Consider the following 575-nt stretch of genomic DNA (forward strand, 5'->3'; position numbering starts at 1 on the left):
TCCTGGACCGCGGGGTTCTCGTAGTTGAGGTCGGGCTGGTGGGAGAAGAAGCGGTGGAAGAAGTACTGCTTGCGGACCGGGTCGAAGGTCCAGTTGGAGACCTCGGTGTCGACGAAGATGATGCGGGCGTCGGCGTACTGCTTGTCGTCGTCGGCCCACATGTAGTAATCCCCGTACGGGCCGTCGGGGTTGGCGCGGGACTCCTGGAACCACGGGTGCTGGTCGCTGGTGTGGTTCATCACGAAGTCGATGATCACGCGCATCCCGCGCTGATGCGCGGCGTCGACGAACTCCACGAAGTCGGCCAGGTCACCGAACTCGGGGAGTACCGAGGTGTAGTCCGAGACGTCGTAACCGCCGTCCCTCAGAGGTGACTTGAAGAACGGCGGAAGCCAGAGGCAGTCCACCCCCAGCCACTGGAGATAGTCGAGCTTGGCGGTGATGCCCTTGAGGTCGCCGACGCCGTCGCCGTTGCTGTCCTGGAAGGAGCGGACGAGGACCTCGTAGAACACGGCGCGCTTGAACCACTCGGGGTCGCGGTCCTTGGCCGGGGTGTCCTCGAAGGTGTCCGGAAC

At 64.2% G+C, this 575-nt stretch carries 1 protein-coding gene; it reads right to left on the minus strand.

The genetic code is table 11. The annotated features are described in order from the left end of the window. Positions 1-575 (minus strand): alpha-amylase family glycosyl hydrolase (locus G6W55_RS38165; RefSeq protein ID WP_254876607.1); only part of this gene is annotated, 575 nt, incomplete at both ends.

It is taken from the genome of Streptomyces sp. CAI-85 (assembly GCF_013363615.1).
Lineage (GTDB): Bacteria > Actinomycetota > Actinomycetes > Streptomycetales > Streptomycetaceae > Streptomyces > Streptomyces antibioticus_B.